This is a genomic window from Streptomyces echinatus (assembly GCF_014203595.1).
Classification (GTDB): Bacteria; Actinomycetota; Actinomycetes; order Streptomycetales; family Streptomycetaceae; genus Streptomyces; species Streptomyces echinatus.
The window spans coordinates 263,014-277,495 of the sequence record NZ_JACHJK010000011.1 but is presented as its reverse complement, the minus strand read 5'-3'; the positions used below and the strand labels follow the sequence as shown (position 1 = coordinate 277,495).

Genomic DNA, 14,482 nt, shown 5'->3' with positions numbered 1-14,482 from the left:
CACCGTGACCACCACGACCGACCTGGTGTCGTACGAGGACGCGCTGGCGTCGTACGACCCCGTCATGGGCCTTGAGGTCCATGTCGAACTCGGCACCAAGACCAAGATGTTCTGCGGCTGTTCGACCGCGCTCGGTGCCGACGCCAACTCGCAGACCTGCCCGGTCTGCCTCGGCCTGCCCGGCGCGCTCCCGGTCGTCAACGCGACCGGCGTCGAGTCCGCCATCAAGATCGGTCTCGCGCTGAACTGCGAGATCGCCGAGTGGTGCCGCTTCGCCCGGAAGAACTACTTCTATCCGGACATGCCGAAGAACTTCCAGACCTCCCAGTACGACGAGCCGATCGCCTTCAACGGCTACCTCGACGTACAGCTGGAGGACGGCGAGACCTTCCGCGTGGAGATCGAGCGCGCCCACATGGAGGAGGACACCGGCAAGTCGACGCACGTCGGCGGCGCGACGGGCCGTATCCACGGCGCCTCGCACTCCCTCCTCGACTACAACCGCGCGGGCATCCCGCTCATCGAGATCGTCACCAAGCCCATCGAGGGCGCCGGCGAGCGCGCCCCCGAGGTGGCGAAGGCGTACGTCCGCGAGCTGCGCGAGCTCATCCGGGCCCTCGGCGTGTCCGAGGCCCGCATGGAGATGGGCCAGATGCGCTGCGACGTGAACCTGTCGCTGCGCCCGAACGGCACCGAGAAGTTCGGCACCCGCTCGGAGACGAAGAACGTCAACTCGCTGCGGTCCGTGGAGCGTGCGGCCCGCTTCGAGATCCAGCGGCACGCGGCCGTGCTGTCCTCGGGCGGCACGATCATCCAGGAGACCCGCCACTTCCACGAGGACACCGGGTCCACGACCTCGGGCCGCGTGAAGGAGGAGGCCGAGGACTACCGGTACTTCCCGGAGCCCGACCTGGTCCCCGTCGCCCCCTCGCGCGAGTGGGTCGAGGAGATCCGCGGGGCCCTGCCGGAGCTGCCGCTGGCCCGCCGCACCCGGCTGCTCGCCGAGTGGGGCATCTCCGCCACCGACATGCAGGCGATCCTCAACGCCGGCGCGCTGGACCCGATCGTCGCCACGATCGACGCCGGTGCCGACGCGGCGTCCGCCCGCAAGTGGTGGATGGGCGAGCTGGCGCGCAGCGCCAACGAGTCCGGCACGTCCCTGGACGAGCTGGCCATCACGCCGCAGCAGGTGGCCCGGGTCACCGAGCTGGTCGCGAAGGGTGACCTGAACGACAAGCTGGCCCGTCAGGTCATCGAGGGCGTCCTCGCGGGCGAGGGCACCCCGGACGAGGTCGTCGACAAGCGCGGTCTGAAGGTCGTCTCCGACGACTCCGCGCTCGGTACGGCGGTCGACGAGGCCATCGCCGGCAACCCGGGCGTCGCGGACAAGATCCGCGGCGGCAAGGTGGCCGCGGCCGGCGCCCTGGTGGGCGCGGTCATGAAGGCCACCCGTGGCCAGGCCGACGCGGCCCGCGTCAAGGAGCTGATCCTGGAGAAGCTGGGCGTCAGCGAGGGCTGAGCCCGCACCGCGCCGTACGGCCCCGGAGGCACGCCCTCCGGGGCCGTACGTCTGCCCTGCCGGTCCCGGCGCCGCCCCGCACCCGGGTTCGCGTACCGGAGGCGGTACGCTCGCCCGCCATGAGTGGACGCACCGATTCCGATACCGAGCCCGTCATAGCCGCGGAGGCCGAAGCCGCCGGGGACAGCGGGGCCACGGGGGACACCGGGGACGCCGAAGTCCCCGAGGACGACGAGGAGTACGCCGGGGACGCCCGGCGGGCCCGCTGGACGGCCGTCGGCACCGGCGCGTTGCTGACGCTGGCCGGGCTGGCCGCCGCCCTGCTCCGGGCGGCCGGTTCCGCCCCGGCGCTGGTGCCCGCCGCCTACGCCCTGGGGGCCGCCGGGTGCGCGCTCGGGGCGGTGCTCGGATCCCGGGGCCGCACCCGCAGGGCCCTGTGGCTGCTGGTCGCCGGGACGATGGTCATGGCACTCGGCGACCAGTTCGACTGACGTCCCGTCGCCGCGCCCCGACGGCCGCCCACCCCGACGGTCGGCCGGGCCGTGCTCGTCGTGGTCACCACTGGCGCCGGCAGTGGGCCCCGCCGGGGGTGTCGTGCCGTGTGAGAGGCTCGGCCGGGACGTACTGCGGAAGGAAGACGGCACGATGTACGCGACACCGCTCGGTGACGACGGCGCCGAACTGCGGCCCCTCGAGGTGTGGCACGCCGAGGAGGTCCTCGCCAACATAGACCGGGGGCGGGAGTTCATCGGCCGGCACATCGGACTCGCGGACGCGGTGTCCGATCTCGACGGCGCCCATGCCTGGATCAAGTCGTACGCCGACAAGCGCGCCGCCGACGCCGGCAGCCTGCACGGGATCTGGCTGGACGGCAAGCTCGTCGGCGGGCTGCTGTTCCGCGTCTGGGACACCCCCGGCGGGGTCTGCGAGGCCGGCTGCTGGCTGGAGCCGGCGGCGGCCGGGCGCGGACTGGTCACGCGCGGCATGCGGGTGCTGTTCGACTGGGCCTTCGAGGAGCGCGGCATGCACCGGGTGGAGTGGCACGTGTCCTCGGCCAATGAGCCGAGCATCAACGTGGCCCGGCGCCTCGGCATGACCCGCGAGGGCGTGCTCCGCGAGAACTACCGGCACCGGGGCGTGCGCACCAGCACCGAGATCTGGGCGGTGCTCGCGCCCGAATGGCGTGCGGCACGCGCGCGTACCGGGCACAACGATCATTAAGAGACCTCTCAGACAGCGTCCGTACGGTGCCGGGCATGGCAACGAAGACAGCGGAAGGCGCCGCGGCCGGTACCGAGGCGCGCAAGGACGACGGGACGACGGCGGCCGGTGCCGCCGGGGAGGAACGGGCCACGGGAACCACGGAGACCGGGGCGCGCGACGCCGGGAGGACTCCGGACGCGGCACCCACCGGGCACACGGAGGACGCCGGGGAAGGCGGTGAGGGCGGGGCCGGCGCGGACGGCGCCCTCCGCGGGGCCGCCCCCGACGCCCACGACGCAGACGGCGCTCACGACACGGACGAGACGGGCGAGGCGGACGGCCCCGCGGAGGGCGCCGGTGCGAAGGTGCCCTCCGGGGTCGGCCAGGGCGCCGGGGCCGTCGTCTCGGCGGCGCTGGGCCTGGTCTCGCTCAGCGGCGGCTGGATCGGCACCGTCGCGTCCGCCCGCGAGCAACTCGTCGGCCAGCTGCGGACGTCCACCACGGCGAGCGTCGGCACGCAGATCAAGGAGGTCTACGGCGACTCCTGGCACACCACCGCCCTGTGGGCCGGCCTGTTCGCGGTGGCCGCTCTGATCACCGGCGTGGTCGTCCTGGCCCGGCCCGCGTTCGGTGTCCCCGGCCGTCCGCAGGCCGCCTGGATCAAGTCGGTCGCCTGGGCGGGCGTCTCGCTCGGCGTCGTCGGGCTGCTCCTCGCCGTCCTGAAGTACTCCGACGCACTGCTCGCACTGCCCTCGGCAGGCTGAGAGACCCGCAGCTCACAGGGGCCTTAGGGAATCCGCGACCACCTTATGGACGTCCTGAGGCCCCTTACGCGCGCGTGCGGCCCGCCGGCCGTCCGAAGATGCGGAACTCTCCCGATGTGGCGGACCCCCCTGGGAGACGAAGGTAGAGGCATCGCGGAAAGCGACGCACGACACCGAATCTCCCGAAGGACCCACCATGTACGCGTACGAACTGCACCTGATCCGTTCCGCCGAACTGCGCCGCACGGCCCAGCAGGAGCGCCTGGCCCGCGAGGCGGTACGGACCCGCCGCGCCGCCCGCCGCGCCCGGAACGCCGGCGAAGGCGCCCCGGCCGCCGAGTCGCATAGCGACCGCCCCCGCCGGCTCCGGCTTCAGCGCACCGCGTGACCGCGGGGGCGGAGAGCGGCCGCACGGGGGTCGGGCGCTCGGGGCCACAGGGTCGTACGGCTCTCCAGCGGAGCCGTACGGCCCTGTCGCCTTTGCCTGCCGCTGCCCCCGCCGCTCTCCCGACGCCGACGCCGACGCCGACGCCGACGCCGACTCGGCCGAATGCCGAGACGGCCGGGCCTGCCGGTATGACCATCACACGCGACCTGTGGAAAACCGGTGCCGGGCCGTCCCGGCATCATGCGATGCTCGGGCCCGTGGAGACCAGGTCCGTCAGTCCCGTGTTCGTCGGCCGCGCCGACGAGTTGGCCACGCTCAACGACGCGCTCGCCGGCGCCGCCGCGGCCGAGCCGCAGGCGCTGCTGCTCGGCGGTGAGGCGGGCGTGGGCAAGACCCGCCTCGTGGAGGAGTTCGCCACGGCCGCGGCCCGCCGGGGCGCCGTCGTCGCCGTCGGCGGCTGCGTGGAGATCGGCGCCGACGGGCTGCCCTTCGCCCCCTTCTCCACCGCGCTGCGCGCCCTGCGCGACGCCCTGCCCGAGGAGTTCGCCGCCGCGGCGGCCGGTCAGGAGGAGGAACTGGCCCGGCTGCTGCCCGACCTCGGCGAGGCCGCCGTCGGCCGCCACGGCGAACAGGGCCTGGCCCGCCTGTTCGAACTCACCGCCCGGCTGCTGGAGCGGGTCGCCGCAGGCCACACCGTCGTGCTCGTCCTGGAGGACCTGCACTGGGCCGACGCCTCCACCCGCCACCTGCTCGCCTATCTCTTCCGCACCCTGCGCGCCGGCCGCCTCCTCGTCCTCGCCACGTACCGCTCCGACGACATCCACCGCCGTCACCCGCTGCGCCCCCTGCTCGCCGAACTGGACCGGCTGCGCACCGTCCGCCGCATCGAACTGGCCCGCTTCACCCGCGAGGAGGCCGGCCGCCAGATCGCCGGCATCCTCGCCGCCGAACCCGACCCCGCCCAGGTGGACGAGATCTACGAACGCTCCGACGGCAACGCCTTCTTCATCGAGGAACTCGCCGTCGCCGCCTGCGAGGGCAACCGCACCGGACTCACCGACTCCCTGCGCGACCTGCTCCTGGTCCGGGTCGAGGCGCTGCCCGAGAGCGCCCAGCGAGTCGCCCGGATCGTCGCCGAGGGCGGCTCCACGGTGGAGTACCGGCTGATCGCCGCCGTGGCCCAGCTCACCGAGGACGACCTCATCGAGGCGCTGCGGGCCGCCGTCGGCGCCAACATCCTCACCGTCACCCGGGCCGGCGACGGCTACCGCTTCCGGCACTCCCTGGTCCGCGAGGCCGTGGCCGACGACCTGCTGCCCGGCGAACGCTCCCGGCTCAACCGCCGCTGCGCCGAGGCCCTGGAGGCCGAGCCCGGACTCGTCCCGGCCGACGCGCGCGTGATGCGTCTGGCCAGCTACTGGTACCACGCCCACGACGCCGCGAAGGCCCTGCCCGCCGTCCTGGCCGCCGCCGTCGTCGCCCGCCGCCGGCACGCCTACACCGAGCAACTCGGGCTGCTGGAACGGGCGATGGAACTGTGGGACGGCGCACCGGAGGAGGTGCGCTCCGCCCTGCGCCCGGCTGACTGCACCGAGGCCTACCCGCCCTGCGGCTGCGACCCGGCCACCACCCCGCTGCGCTATCTCGACCTCATGGCCGAGGCGGCCGTCGCCGGCCGCTTCGGTGGCGAACGCGAACGGGCACTGAAGATCACCAAGCGTGCGCTGCGTCTCCTGGACGACGAGCCGGACCCGCTGCGCGCCGCCTGGTTCTGGGCGCAGCGCTCGCGGCTGGTCCAGGCCCAGGCCCGCGGCGACGGCCGGCAAGAACTCGCCACCGCCCAGGACCTCGTGCGCGGCCTGCCGCCCTCCGAGGTGCACGCGGAGGTGCTGGCCCTCGCCGCCAACTGGTCCATGCTGCACCGGCCCGGCCCCGAGGCCGTCGCCGCCGCCGAGCGGGCCGTGGAATACGCGCGCATGGTCGGCGCCCGGGACATCGAACTGCACGCCCGCCTCACCCTGGGCGGCCTGAAGGTGGACTCCGGCGACACGGAGACCGGCCTCGCGGAGATGGGGCAGGTCCTGGCGGACACCCTCGCCGAGGGCGCGCACAACGTCGCGGGACGCGCCTATGTGAACCTGCCCTCCGAGATGCAGGCCGTCGGCCGCGACCGGGAGGCCGCCGCCATCCTGCGCGAGGGCATCGCCTTCACCCGTAAGTACGGACTGCTGGACTCCGAGGCCTGGGCCTGGGGCAACCTGTCCGACGCCCTGTACTCGACGGGCCAGTGGCAGGAGGCCGCGGAGGCCGCCGTGTACGCGGCCCGGGTCGGCCACAGCGCCAAGCCCCGCGGCGCGGGCGCGCTGAAGCTCGCCCATCTCGCCCTGGCCCGCGGTGACGTCGCCGAGGCCGGTCGGCAGCTCGCCACCGCCCGTGCGTGCTTCGGCACCCACGACCTCGTGGCCCAGAGCTCCCTGCCCCTGGCCCGCATCGCCCTCGGGATCGCCGCCGCCGAGGGCCGCATCGACGACGCCCGCGCCGAACTGCTCAAGGCGCTGGACGCCGGCTTCCCGCCCGGCTCCCACCGCTACGGCTGGCCGCTGCTGCTGGCCGCCGCCACCGCCGAGGCCGACGCCCGCACCCTGCCCGCCGCCGGACCCGAGCGCGCCGGGATCCTCGACCGCCTCGCCGGGGCCGTGCGCAAGCTGACCACCGGAGCCCCCCTCTGGGGGGCCTACGACCACTGGACCCGCGCCGAGCTGCTGCGTGCCGAGGGCACGGACACCGCCGACACCTGGTCGCCCGTGGTCACCGCCTTCGAGTGCCTGGACCGCCCGTACGACCTCGCCCGGGTCCGCCACCGGCTCGCCGCGGCGCTGCTGGCCGAGGGCGGTGACGACGAGCGCGACCGCGCGGTGGAGCTGCTCCGGCTGGCCGCGGCGGTCGCCGCCCACCTCGACGCCCGCCCCCTCGCCGACGCCGCCGCCCGGCTCGCCCAGCGCGCCCGCCTCACCCTGACCGGTGCCGCGGGGCGGGCGGCGGATCCCGCCGACCCGGCAGCGGCGCTCGGCCTCACCAACCGGGAGCGGGACGTCCTCGGCCTGGTCGCGGCGGGCCGCACCAACCGCCAGATAGCCGAGGAGCTGTTCATCTCCCCGAAGACCGCGAGCGTCCACGTCTCCAACATCCTGGGCAAGCTCGGCGTCTCGGGCCGGGGCGAGGCGGCGGCGGTGGCGCACCGGCTGGGCCTGTTCGTGGCCGGGACGCTCGCCGCCGGGACGCGGGGGTGACACCCCAGGTCTGCCGTTCGGATCAGGCCGGATCGGCCCGGCCCGATCCGGACGGCAGACCGTAGGCTGGAGAGAACCGGCAAGGAGGGGGAGCCGTGTTCAACGTCTTCGAGGAACTGTTCGCGCCCGGCCGCAAACACACCCGGGACGAGGAGAACCGGCTGGAACTGACTCGTGAGGACGTCGGCGACAACGATCCCGGCCGCGGCCCCATCGATCTGGCGTCGGGAAAGGCGGTGATACGCCTGCCGGAACGGCCGCGTGACGAGGACGACCCCGTGGCCGGGTGAGCCCGGCGCAGAACCCGCCGGGACGGCCCCCGGCCGACCACGGCACGCTGCCGCACCGGCACCCCGACGACGGCACGGCGGGACGAGACACCGGCACCCCGACGACGCCACGGCGTGACGAGACACCGGCACCGCGATGACGCGGCGGCGCACGATGCCGCGGCGACGGCGGGACGACGACGCACCGGCTACGCCCGGCCGGGTCGCTCATCTCACCCGCAGCTCCAGGATCCGGTCGTCGCCCTTCTTCGGTTCGCCCCGGCCGTCCGTGTTGCTCGTGACCAGCCACAGCTTGTCGCCGCCCGCCGGTGCCACCGTGCGCAGGCGGCCGTACGCGCCGGTGAGGAAGGCCTGCGGAGCCGCCGCGGCCTGCGTGCCGCGCAGCGGGACCCGCCACAGGCGCCGGCCCTTCAGACCCGCCATCCAGATCACGCCGTCCACATAGGCGATGCCGCTGGGGGAGGCCTCGTCGGTGTGCCACTGGGCCAGGGGATCGTGGAAGCCGCCGTCGGACGACCTGCCCTCGGCCTTCGGCCAGCCGTAGTCGTCGCCTGGCTTGATCGCGTTCAGCTCGTCCCAGGTGTCCTGCCCGAACTCCGAGGCGAACAGCCGCTGCCGGTCGTCCCAGGCCAGCCCCTGGACGTTCCGGTGGCCGTAGGAGTACACGGGGGAGCCGGGGAACGGGTTGCCCGGCGCCGGCTCGCCCTCCGGGGTCAGCCGCAGGATCTTGCCGCCCAGCGACTTCCGGTCCTGCGCCAGACCCCGCTGCCCGCTCTCGCCGGTGCCCGCGTAGAGCATGCCGTCCGGGCCGAACGCGATCCGGCCGCCGTTGTGGATGAACCCCTTCGGAATGCCCTTGAACACCGTGTCCGGGGCGCCCAGTTGCTCACCGGCTGGCTTCCGCTCGTCGTAGAGCATGCGCACGATGCGGTTGTCCGAGGCCGAGGTGAAGTAGGCGTAGATCATGTGGTCCGAGGCGTAGTCGGGGGAGAGGGCGATGCCCAGCAGACCGCCCTCGCCGGCCGGGGAGACCCCGGAGACCGTGCCCAGCACGGTCTTCGTCCCCGTCTTCTCGTCGATCCGGGTGATCGTCCCGTCGTCGCGGGAGGAGACCAGCAGTCCGCCGCCGGGCAGCGGAGCCAGTCCCCACGGTGACTTCAGGCCCTCGGCCACCGTGCGCGACACCGTCACCGACCCCTTGGCCGGGGCCGCCGACTCGGTGCTCCGCGCGGAACCGGCGGCGCCGGACGCCGTGGTGGCGGGCCGCCGGCCCGGAAAGTCCCCGCCGCCGGACGAGCAGCCGGCCGTCAGCAGCAGGGCGGTCGCGGCCAGCACGGCCGGTACGGCTCGACATCGCACGATCATGGTCCCTCCGAGGCAGCGGTGGAACGGCACCCTCTCCCTCTCATACACCGTCGGCGCCCGCCGGGTTCCCGCTCCCGGGAAACCGATGAGCGCGAACCTCAGTCCCACGACCCCTGGGCGGCCGGCAGCCGGGACACCTCCGCCAGGTCCTGCTCGGTCAGCCGCAGGCCGGCGGCGGCCGCGTTCTGCGCGGCCCAGTGCTCCCGCTTGGTGCCCGGCAGCGCGATCACCTGACGGCCCTGCGCCAGCACCCAGGCCAGGGCCACCTGGGCCGGGGTGACGTGCTCGCCGTGCCGGCGGGCGACCCGCCGCAGACCCGCGACGATCGGCTGGTTGGCCGCCATCATCTCGGCGGTGAACCGCGGGTGCCGGGCGCGTACGTCGTCGCGCTCGAAGCCCTCGCCCGGCGTCAGCGTGCCGGTCAGGAAGCCGTTGCCCAGCGGCATCGCCGCCAGGAAACCCACCCCGCGCGCCTCGCACCACGGCAGCAGCGCCCGGAGCGCCTCCGGGGACCACACCGACAGCTCCGCCTGTATCGCGCTCACCGGGAACACCTGCTGCACCCGCTGCAACTGGCGCAGCGTCGTGTCGTACAGCCCGGCGCCCGAGCGGCGCCCGCCGCGCGCCCCCACCGCGCACAGGCCCAGCGCCCGCACCTTCCCCGCCCGCACCAGGTCCGCCATCGCGCCCCACGTCTCCTCGACGGGCACCTCGGGATCGGCCCGGTGCAGCTGGTACAGGTCGATCACGTCGGTCTGCAGCCGGCGCAGCGAGGCGTCACAGGCCCGCCGCACATAACCGGGGCGCCCGTTGGCCACGACGTGCTGCTCGCCCACCAGCAGCCCCACCTTCGTGGACACGAAGGCGTCCCGGCGCCGCTCCCTGAGCACCCGGCCCAGCAGCAGCTCGTTGGTGAACGGGCCGTACATGTCAGCGGTGTCCAGGAGGTCGCAGCCCACGTCCAGCGCCCGGTGCACGGTTCTGACCGACTCGTCACCGCGCTGTCGTGATCCGCTGTACGCCCAGCTCATCGGCATGCATCCGAGTCCGACGGCCCCCACCGCGAGTCCCCCCGCGCCGATCGTCCTGCGCTCCACCTGCTCGTGAACCTCCCTCTGCCCGGCCACCAACCTAACCTCTGCACGCGCGCGTGCCTGACATAGCCTCCTCGCATGACTTCAGACGTCTGGCTGCCCATCCCGCCCGAGGAGATCGAGGGACTGCCCGAGGGACCCCGCTATCTGTTCTGGGACGGCGGTGACGACGGTGACCAGCCGTTTCCCGGTGACCCGGCGGAGTGCGCCGTGTACGTGGTGCCGTACATGAAGCGGCTGTCGGTCAGGGTGGGGCCGCTGGAGCACCTGACGAACGTCCGGGTCATCCAGACGCTCACCGCCGGCGTGGACGACATCACCGCGCGGCTGTCGGTGATCGCGCCCGGCGTCCGGCTGTGCAACGCGCGCGGGGTGCACGAGACCAGCACGGCCGAGCTGGCGCTCACGCTGACCCTCGCCGCGCTGCGTGGCGTCCCCGGGTTCGTCCGCGCCCAGCAACAGGAGCGCTGGGAGGGCGGATTCCGCCCGTCCCTGGCCGACCGGAACGTTCTGATCGTCGGTTACGGGGCCATCGGTGCCGCCATCGAGGACCGGCTCGCACCGTTCGAGGTGGCGCGGGTGGCGCGCATCGCGCGCTCCAGGCGCACCACGGCGCGCGGTCTGGTGCATCCGATCACCGATGTGCTCTCACTGCTCCCGGACGCGGACGTCGTGATCCTCTGCACGCCGCTCACGGAGGACACCCGGGGGCTCGTCGACGCCGACTTCCTCGGCCGGATGAAGGACGGCGCGCTGCTGGTGAACGTCGCGCGCGGGCCCGTGGTCGACACCAAGGCGCTCCTCGCCGAGCTGGAGCGGGGCCGGATCACCGCCGCCCTGGACGTCACGGATCCCGAGCCGCTGCCCCCGGGCCATCCCCTGTGGCAGGCGCCCGGCGTGCTGATCAGCCCTCATGTGGGCGGGCCGTCCTCGGCGTTCCTGCCGCGCGCCCAGCGGTTGCTCGTCGACCAGCTGACCCGGTTCGTGCACCGGGAACCGCTGCGGAACGTGGTCCTCACCACCGGCTCAGAGACGGTGGGAGCAAACGGGCGGTAAATCGCTCACACCCGGCTTCGCCCACGCGGTAGGGATCATCCGCCACCCTCCGCAATCTTTCGGACGCGGCCCGTACCCGCATAACCGCTGGTCGTCACGGAGCGTAGAGACGCTATGTCCCTGAGTGACGATCCTGGTGTATCGTCCCGGACAGGGGCTGCGCCGCTGACCGTTCGGCGCCGGGGATGGATATTTCAGATTTGTGAGGGGGGCGACGGGCGATGCACGGCCTATGGACGAACGATCCGACGCGGCGGAGCCGCCGACGGCGACCCTGGCGCACGACCGCGCGCCGACGCGACCGGCACACCAGCCACCACAGTCACCACCAGCGCAGGCACAGCGGCCGCCGCAGGCACACGCACCCAGCACACCGGGACCGTCGGGACCCGGGAGCGGCGCTCACCGGGAGGCCCCGGTGAGCGCGCCGCCCTCCGTGACGACCGCCCTCGACGACGCGGTGCGCGCACCGCACCCGCACGAGGCACCACCGCCCCGCCGGCCGGCCGTAGGCGACAGCACCCGGCTGATGGAGCAGCTCGTCCTCGCCCTGGTCTGCGCGGCCTACGCCGTCGGAGCCGCGTTCGACTGGGGCACGGACCAGGTGGCACTGGTCATGGGCGACTTCGGGCTGAGCGCGGCGGCGGGCACCGCCGCCGTCTCCTGCTTCCTGTACGCCCGCAACCGGCGTGTGCGCTTCCGGTCGGCCTGGCTGCTGTTCGCCCTCTCCTCGGCCATGGCGGCCCTGGGCAACGCGGTCTGGGGCTGGTACGAGGTCGTGCTGGGCCGGACCGTACCCAGCCCGAGCTACGCCGACCTGTTCTTCCTGTGCTTCGCACCGCCCGCCATCGTGGGCCTGCTGGTGCTCGCCAAGCGGCCGGTGACCAGGGCGGGCTGGATCTGCCTCGGGCTGGACGCCTGGCTGATCGGCGGCTCGCTGCTGACCCTCTCCTGGAGCCTCGCGCTCGCCCAGGCGGCCCGGTTCGACGGGTCCAGCGTGGCACACGCCGCGCTGTCCCTGGCGTACCCGCTGCTCGACATCGCCCTCGTCAGCATGGTCCTCGCGCTGCACTTCCGCCGCGCCCCGGGCAACCGCACGGCGGTGAACACCGCGATCGGCGCGCTCGCGCTGACCGTGATGTGCGACGCCCTGTTCACCTCGCCGCTGCTGCACAGCAGTTACCGCTCCGGGCAGCTCCTGGACGCGGGCTGGTTCGCCGGATCGCTGCTGCTCGCCTACGCCCCCTGGGCCGCACCCCGGCGCCGCGGCGCGCAGGAGCCACGGCCGGCCGGCGGACACACCCGCGTGGTCCACGAACACCTGCCGGGCCAGCGGAGCACGGGCCACCAGCACACGACCCCGCCCGCGCAGGGGGGCGAGCACAGCCGGTACCCGGCCGGCCGGCCGCTCAGCGGCTCCCTCGCCGCCCTCACCCCGTACCTCGCCGCGGCCGTGTGCACCCTGGGCATCCTGTACAACGTCCTCAACGGCCGCAGACCCGACCACGTCGTGCTGATCACCGCGGGCGCCGTGGTGCTGGCCCTCGTCATCCGGCAGGGCATCATGCTGCTGGACAACATCACCCTCACCCAGGAACTGGCCCAGAAGGAGAACCACTTCCGGTCCCTGGTGCAGGGCTCCAGCGACGTCATCATGATCGCCGCGCCGAACGGCATCCTCCGGTACGTCTCCCCGGCCGCCGCCGGGGTGTACGGCCGGCCCGCGGAGGAGCTGGTGGGCACCGAGCTGGCCGGCCTCATCCACCCGGAGGACCTGGGCTGTGTGGTGCACGAGGTGCGCCGCTTCCTCGCCGCCAGCCCGCTGGAGGAGGCCACCACGCGCATCGAGTGCCGGTTCCGCTCCGGTGAGGGCGGCTGGCTCAACGTCGAGTCGACCGTCAACCGCCACCACGGCGGGCTCATCTTCAACAGCCGGGACGTGACCGAAAGGGTGCGCCTGCAGGCGCAGTTGCAGCACAACGCCGAGCACGACCCGCTGACCGACCTGCCCAACCGCGCGCTGTTCACCCGGCGCGTGCAGCAGGCCCTGTCCGGCCGCCGGGCCACCGACCGGGGCGCCGCCCTGCGCGGCACGGCCGTGCTCTTCATCGACCTGGACGGCTTCAAGGCCGTCAACGACACGATCGGCCACCAGGCCGGGGACGAGCTGCTCATCCAGGCCGCGCGCAGACTCCAGGACGCCGTCCGGCACGGGGACACCGCCTCCCGGCTCGGCGGTGACGAGTTCGCGGCCCTGATCGCCGGGGACGGCACCCGGGACCGTGCCGCCCGGGAACGGAACATCCTGGAGCTCGCCGACCGCCTCAGGATGACCCTCTCCCAGCCGTACGCCATCGACGGGAACGACGTCCGGGTCAACGCCTCCATCGGCGTCGCCTTCGCCGAACCGGGCCTGGGCGCGGGGGAGCTGCTGCGCAACGCCGACCTGGCGATGTACCGCGCGAAATCGGCCGGAAAGGGCCGGGTAGAGCTGTACAAGCCGCAGATGCAGCAGGACGTCGTCCGCAAGGCGGAGCTGGCCACACGCCTGCGTGCCGCGCTGCACGACGGCGAGTTCGCGCTGCTGCACCAGCCCGTGGTGGGGCTGCAGAACGGCCGGATCACGGCGGTCTCCGCGCAGGCGCGCTGGCGCTCCTCCCAAGGGGTGCTGTTCACCCCGGCCGAGTTCCTGCGGGTGGCCGAGGACGGCGACAAGACCGCCGAGCTGGACCGCTGGATCCTGCAGGAGGCCGTGGAGCGGGCGGCCGAGCGGGCCACGACCGGGCTGGTCGTGCCGGTGGCGGTGCGGATGAGCGCCCGGCGGCTGCTGGACCGCTCGATGCCGCTGGGTTCGGTGGAGGCGCTGCTGACCCGGCACGGGCTGCCGCCCGGGGCGCTGGTCATCGAGCTGACCGAGACCGACCCCCGGGTCTCCCTGGACGAGCTGGAACGGCGGCTGACCGTGCTCAGCCGGCTCGGGGTGCGGATCGCGCTGGACGGCTTCGGCAGCGGCTACGCGGCCATCACGGCTCTGCGGCGGCTGCCCGTGGACATCCTCAAGCTCGACCGCGGTCTGGTCGACGGGCTGGTCGAGTCCGCACGGCTGCACAAGATCACCAGCGGTCTGCTGCGGATCGCCGGCGATCTCGGGCTCCAGTCGGTGGCGGAGGGCGTCGACCTGCCCGAGCAGGTGGTCGCGCTGCGTGCCATGGGCTGCACCCACGGGCAGGGCATGGCGTTCGCCGGGCCGCTGGACGAGTACCGGTTGCGCCGGGCGCTCGGATCCGGCCACTACCCGGTGCCGCACGCCCCGGCCGAACCGGTGTTCGCCGGCGGTGTGCGCGAGCCGAAGGGGGTGTACACAGGGGGTGTTCCCGCTGTCCTGGGAGGCGGCAGTGCCCTGCGTTCACATTCTGAGACTCCCGTCCCACCCACTTGACACGTGGTGCGTGCCGGGGGGAGGGTCAGTGCCATGCGCACCCGAATTCTCGTACTTGGACAGCGCGTCGGCTG

11 protein-coding genes are annotated in these 14,482 nt (G+C 73.8%); 9 read left to right on the top strand and 2 right to left on the bottom strand.

What is annotated here, in order from left to right; genetic code table 11:
• Positions 1–4: 4 nt before the first annotated feature.
• The 7 genes from gatB to FHS34_RS28490 all read left to right on the top strand — a co-directional run bounded on the left by gatB (position 5) and on the right by FHS34_RS28490 (position 7,454).
• A complete protein-coding gene (gene gatB / locus FHS34_RS28520; protein ID WP_184970560.1) occupies positions 5–1,519 on the top strand; it encodes an Asp-tRNA(Asn)/Glu-tRNA(Gln) amidotransferase subunit GatB in 1,515 nt (504 codons plus the stop codon).
• A 119-nt stretch (positions 1,520–1,638) separates the two neighbouring features.
• Positions 1,639–2,010, top strand: a complete 372-nt coding sequence (locus FHS34_RS28515) for a hypothetical protein (RefSeq protein ID WP_184970558.1) — start codon at positions 1,639–1,641, stop codon at positions 2,008–2,010.
• 154 nt (positions 2,011–2,164) lie between these two features.
• Positions 2,165–2,740, top strand: a complete 576-nt coding sequence (locus FHS34_RS28510) for a GNAT family N-acetyltransferase (RefSeq protein WP_184970557.1) — start codon at positions 2,165–2,167, stop codon at positions 2,738–2,740.
• Between the two features lie 35 nt (positions 2,741–2,775).
• Positions 2,776–3,486, top strand: coding sequence for a hypothetical protein (locus tag FHS34_RS28505; RefSeq protein ID WP_184970555.1), 711 nt, complete (start codon positions 2,776–2,778; stop codon positions 3,484–3,486).
• Positions 3,487–3,682: 196 nt separating this feature from the next.
• Positions 3,683–3,874, top strand: coding sequence for a hypothetical protein (locus tag FHS34_RS28500; protein ID WP_184970553.1), 192 nt, complete (start codon positions 3,683–3,685; stop codon positions 3,872–3,874).
• Between the two features lie 245 nt (positions 3,875–4,119).
• Positions 4,120–7,164, top strand: a complete 3,045-nt coding sequence (locus FHS34_RS28495) for a helix-turn-helix transcriptional regulator (RefSeq protein WP_184970705.1) — start codon at positions 4,120–4,122, stop codon at positions 7,162–7,164.
• 95 nt (positions 7,165–7,259) lie between these two features.
• On the top strand, positions 7,260–7,454 hold the full coding sequence (locus FHS34_RS28490; protein WP_184970551.1) for a DUF6191 domain-containing protein: 195 nt from the start codon (positions 7,260–7,262) through the stop codon (positions 7,452–7,454).
• 207 nt (positions 7,455–7,661) lie between these two features.
• Here FHS34_RS28490 and FHS34_RS28485 read toward each other — a convergent pair whose 3' ends face one another.
• Both FHS34_RS28485 and FHS34_RS28480 read right to left on the bottom strand, forming a co-directional pair.
• Complete coding sequence (locus FHS34_RS28485; protein ID WP_184970549.1) at positions 7,662–8,819, bottom strand: PQQ-dependent sugar dehydrogenase; 1,158 nt, start codon at positions 8,817–8,819, stop codon at positions 7,662–7,664.
• Positions 8,820–8,917: 98 nt separating this feature from the next.
• A complete protein-coding gene (locus tag FHS34_RS28480) occupies positions 8,918–9,916 on the bottom strand; it encodes an aldo/keto reductase (RefSeq protein ID WP_184970548.1) in 999 nt (332 codons plus the stop codon).
• A gap of 75 nt (positions 9,917–9,991) precedes the next feature.
• On the opposite strand from FHS34_RS28480, the gene FHS34_RS28475 reads away from it, so the two are divergent.
• Together FHS34_RS28475 and FHS34_RS28470 are read left to right on the top strand one after the other, a co-directional pair.
• The gene (locus tag FHS34_RS28475; protein ID WP_184970546.1) at positions 9,992–10,969 is read left to right on the top strand and encodes a 2-hydroxyacid dehydrogenase; all 978 of its coding nucleotides are present in this window, start codon (positions 9,992–9,994) and stop codon (positions 10,967–10,969) included.
• Positions 10,970–11,387: 418 nt separating this feature from the next.
• Complete coding sequence (locus FHS34_RS28470) at positions 11,388–14,408, top strand: EAL domain-containing protein (RefSeq protein ID WP_184970544.1); 3,021 nt, start codon at positions 11,388–11,390, stop codon at positions 14,406–14,408.
• The last annotated feature ends 74 nt before the right edge of the window (positions 14,409–14,482 follow it).

What these genes read in the sequence shown, in the direction of transcription:
- FHS34_RS28475 (WP_184970546.1), top strand. Translation starts at nt 9,992, where the DNA reads ATGACTTCAGACGTCTGGCTGCCCATCCCGCCCGAGGAGATCGAGGGA.
- FHS34_RS28500 (WP_184970553.1), top strand. Translation starts at nt 3,683, where the DNA reads ATGTACGCGTACGAACTGCACCTGATCCGTTCCGCCGAACTGCGCCGC.
- FHS34_RS28505 (WP_184970555.1), top strand. Translation starts at nt 2,776, where the DNA reads ATGGCAACGAAGACAGCGGAAGGCGCCGCGGCCGGTACCGAGGCGCGC.
- FHS34_RS28485 (WP_184970549.1), bottom strand. Translation starts at nt 8,819, where the DNA reads ATGATCGTGCGATGTCGAGCCGTACCGGCCGTGCTGGCCGCGACCGCC.
- FHS34_RS28495 (WP_184970705.1), top strand. Translation starts at nt 4,120, where the DNA reads ATGCTCGGGCCCGTGGAGACCAGGTCCGTCAGTCCCGTGTTCGTCGGC.
- FHS34_RS28515 (WP_184970558.1), top strand. Translation starts at nt 1,639, where the DNA reads ATGAGTGGACGCACCGATTCCGATACCGAGCCCGTCATAGCCGCGGAG.
- FHS34_RS28510 (WP_184970557.1), top strand. Translation starts at nt 2,165, where the DNA reads ATGTACGCGACACCGCTCGGTGACGACGGCGCCGAACTGCGGCCCCTC.